Source organism: Litchfieldia sinesaloumensis (assembly GCF_900156865.1).
GTDB classification, from domain to species: domain Bacteria; phylum Bacillota; class Bacilli; order Bacillales; family Bacillaceae_L; genus Ferdinandcohnia; species Ferdinandcohnia sinesaloumensis.
Map to the genome: position 1 here is coordinate 10439 of NZ_LT732529.1, position 4158 is coordinate 14596.

Here is a 4158-nt window from a genome sequence, read left to right on the forward strand (position 1 = left end):
GGACATAAGTGACAGGTGGTGCATGGTTGTCGTCAGCTCGTGTCGTGAGATGTTGGGTTAAGTCCCGCAACGAGCGCAACCCTTGATCTTAGTTGCCAGCATTTAGTTGGGCACTCTAAGGTGACTGCCGGTGACAAACCGGAGGAAGGTGGGGATGACGTCAAATCATCATGCCCCTTATGACCTGGGCTACACACGTGCTACAATGGATGGTACAAAGGGCAGCGAAACCGCGAGGTTAAGCGAATCCCATAAAACCATTCTCAGTTCGGATTGCAGGCTGCAACTCGCCTGCATGAAGCCGGAATCGCTAGTAATCGCGGATCAGCATGCCGCGGTGAATACGTTCCCGGGCCTTGTACACACCGCCCGTCACACCACGAGAGTTTGTAACACCCGAAGTCGGTGGGGTAACCGTAAGGAGCCAGCCGCCTAAGGTGGGACAGATGATTGGGGTGAAGTCGTAACAAGGTAGCCGTATCGGAAGGTGCGGCTGGATCACCTCCTTTCTAAGGAAAAAGTCGAAAAGCGAAGGTGACTGTTCAGCCTCGACAAGTGCTGGAACTTCTGCCGGAAAAGTCGTTAGACTTTGACAGAAGAAGTGAAGCAACCTCGAGAGGCTAGGAACCGTAGCTAGACATAAGAAGTTCTACGAACTTCATAAAAAGACGCTTTGTATTGTGGTCAGTTTTGAGAGTGCTTTTTCTCTCAAAGTCGTTCCTTGAAAACTAGATAACGTAACAAAACATTCATTGAAGTAGTAAAAGTTCTTTTAACAACTTTAGGCGCACGAGAAGCAAGGAGTTCGAGGAACCGAGTGGTTGGAACGAAGGCTAAATACGCAACGTCCTGTTGCAACGCCTTCATGACCTACATCCTGTAGGCCTCCGGAGCGTACTTAAGGTACGTGAGGATGCTGACGAATGAGGTGACGAAGAAATCCGCCGCTTATCGAAGCCGAACAGGTTAAGTTAATAAGGGCGCACGGTGGATGCCTTGGCACTAGGAGCCGATGAAGGACGGTACTAACACCGATATGCTTCGGGGAGCTGTAAGTAAGCATTGATCCGAAGATTTCCGAATGGGGAAACCCACTGCTCGTAATGGGGCAGTATCCTTACCTGAATACATAGGGTAAGAGAAGGTAGACCCGGGGAACTGAAACATCTTAGTACCCGGAGGAAGAGAAAGCAAACGCGATTTCCTGAGTAGCGGCGAGCGAAACGGAAGATAGCCCAAACCAAGAGGCTTGCCTCTTGGGGTTGTAGGACACTCTATACGGAGTTACAAAAGAACGGAGTAGACGAAGCGACCTGGAAAGGTCCGTCAGAGAAGGTAACAACCCTGTAGTCGAAACTTCGTTCTCTCTTGAGTGGATCCTGAGTACGGCGGGACACGTGAAATCCCGTCGGAAGCTGGGAGGACCATCTCCCAAGGCTAAATACTCCCTAGTGACCGATAGTGAACCAGTACCGTGAGGGAAAGGTGAAAAGCACCCCGGAAGGGGAGTGAAAGAGAACCTGAAACCGTGTGCCTACAAGTAGTCAAAGCACATTTATGTGTGATGGCGTGCCTTTTGTAGAATGAACCGGCGAGTTACGATCCCGTGCAAGGTTAAGTTGAAGAGACGGAGCCGCAGCGAAAGCGAGTCTGAATAGGGCGAAATAGTACGTGGTCGTAGACCCGAAACCAGGTGATCTACCCATGTCCAGGGTGAAGTTCAGGTAACACTGAATGGAGGCCCGAACCCACGCACGTTGAAAAGTGCGGGGATGAGGTGTGGGTAGCGGAGAAATTCCAATCGAACCTGGAGATAGCTGGTTCTCTCCGAAATAGCTTTAGGGCTAGCCTCGAGTTAGAGTCTTGGAGGTAGAGCACTGATTGGACTAGGGGCCCTCATCGGGTTACCGAATTCAGTCAAACTCCGAATGCCAAAGACTTGATTCTCGGGAGTCAGACTGCGAGTGATAAGATCCGTAGTCAAGAGGGAAACAGCCCAGACCACCAGCTAAGGTCCCAAAGTATACGTTAAGTGGAAAAGGATGTGGAGTTGCTTAGACAACCAGGATGTTGGCTTAGAAGCAGCCACCATTTAAAGAGTGCGTAATAGCTCACTGGTCGAGTGACTCTGCGCCGAAAATGTACCGGGGCTAAACGTATCACCGAAGCTGTGGATTGTTCTTACGAACAATGGTAGGAGAGCGTTCTAAGTGCAGCGAAGTCAGACCGTAAGGACTGGTGGAGCGCTTAGAAGTGAGAATGCCGGTATGAGTAGCGAAAGAGGGGTGAGAATCCCCTCCACCGAATGCCTAAGGTTTCCTGAGGAAGGCTCGTCCGCTCAGGGTTAGTCGGGACCTAAGCCGAGGCTGAAAAGCGTAGGCGATGGACAACAGGTTGATATTCCTGTACCACCTCTTTACCGTTTGAGCAATGGAGGGACGCAGGAGGATAGGGTAAGCGCGCTGTTGGATATGCGCGTCCAAGCAGTTAGACTGGTAAGTAGGCAAATCCGCTTACCATAAGGTTGAGCTGTGATGGCGAGGGAAATATAGTACCGAAGTTCCTGATTCCACACTGCCAAGAAAAGCTTCTAGCGAGGTAAATGGTGCCCGTACCGCAAACCGACACAGGTAGGCGAGGAGAGAATCCTAAGGTGATCGAGAGAACTCTCGTTAAGGAACTCGGCAAAATGACCCCGTAACTTCGGGAGAAGGGGTGCTTTTTAGGGTGAATAGCCCTGAAAAGCCGCAGTGAATAGGCCCAGGCGACTGTTTAGCAAAAACACAGGTCTCTGCGAAGCCGCAAGGCGAAGTATAGGGGCTGACACCTGCCCGGTGCTGGAAGGTTAAGAGGAGGGGTTAGCGCAAGCGAAGCTCTGAATCGAAGCCCCAGTAAACGGCGGCCGTAACTATAACGGTCCTAAGGTAGCGAAATTCCTTGTCAGGTAAGTTCTGACCCGCACGAAAGGTGTAACGATCTGGGCACTGTCTCAACGAGAGACTCGGTGAAATTATAGTACCTGTGAAGATGCAGGTTACCCGCGACAGGACGGAAAGACCCCGTGGAGCTTTACTGCAGCCTGATATTGAATTTTGGTACAGCTTGTACAGGATAGGTAGGAGCCTTGGAAGCCGGAGCGCCAGCTTCGGTGGAGGCATTGGTGGGATACTACCCTGGCTGTATTGAAATTCTAACCCGAAGGCCTTATCGGCCTTGGAGACAGTGTCAGGTGGGCAGTTTGACTGGGGCGGTCGCCTCCTAAAAAGTAACGGAGGCGCCCAAAGGTTCCCTCAGAATGGTTGGAAATCATTCGTAGAGTGTAAAGGCACAAGGGAGCTTGACTGCGAGACCTACAAGTCGAGCAGGGACGAAAGTCGGGCTTAGTGATCCGGTGGTTCCGCATGGAAGGGCCATCGCTCAACGGATAAAAGCTACCCCGGGGATAACAGGCTTATCTCCCCCAAGAGTCCACATCGACGGGGAGGTTTGGCACCTCGATGTCGGCTCATCGCATCCTGGGGCTGTAGTCGGTCCCAAGGGTTGGGCTGTTCGCCCATTAAAGCGGTACGCGAGCTGGGTTCAGAACGTCGTGAGACAGTTCGGTCCCTATCCGTCGTGGGCGTAGGAAATTTGAGAGGAGCTGTCCTTAGTACGAGAGGACCGGGATGGACACACCGCTGGTGTACCAGTTGTCCTGCCAAGGGCATAGCTGGGTAGCTATGTGTGGAAGGGATAAGTGCTGAAAGCATCTAAGCATGAAGCCCCCCTCAAGATGAGATTTCCCATAGTGTTAAACTAGTAAGATCCCTCGAAGATGACGAGGTTGATAGGTCAGAGGTGGAAGCATGGTGACATGTGCAGCTGACTGATACTAATCGATCGAGGACTTAACCAAAAAAGAAAAGCGTAGGCGACTGTACTGCCTCGACAAGCGCTGGAACTTCTGACCGAAAAGTCGATAGACTTTGACAGAAGAAGTGAAGCGACCTCGAGAGGCTAGGAGCCGGAGCTAGACAAATGACTTCATGAATGTGCGTACGTTATCTAGTTTTGAAGGAATGAATCCTTCATAATAGTCTAGTGACGATGGCGAGAAGGTCACACCCGTTCCCATACCGAACACGGAAGTTAAGCTTCTCAGCGCCGATGGTAGTTGGG

At 51.4% G+C, this 4158-nt stretch carries 1 rRNA gene and 4 other annotated features; the gene reads left to right on the forward strand.

The features are described 5' to 3' along the window. The first annotated feature begins 13 nt into the window (after positions 1-13). Positions 14-177 (forward strand) — a sequence feature (16S ribosomal RNA rRNA prediction is too short). 27 nt (positions 178-204) lie between these two features. Beyond that, positions 205-301, forward strand: a sequence feature (16S ribosomal RNA rRNA prediction is too short). A gap of 62 nt (positions 302-363) precedes the next feature. Further along, positions 364-496 (forward strand) — a sequence feature (16S ribosomal RNA rRNA prediction is too short). Between the two features lie 468 nt (positions 497-964). Beyond that, positions 965-3895 (forward strand): 23S ribosomal RNA (locus tag CZ490_RS00090). A gap of 181 nt (positions 3896-4076) precedes the next feature. Further along, positions 4077-4158: a sequence feature (5S ribosomal RNA rRNA prediction is too short), on the forward strand.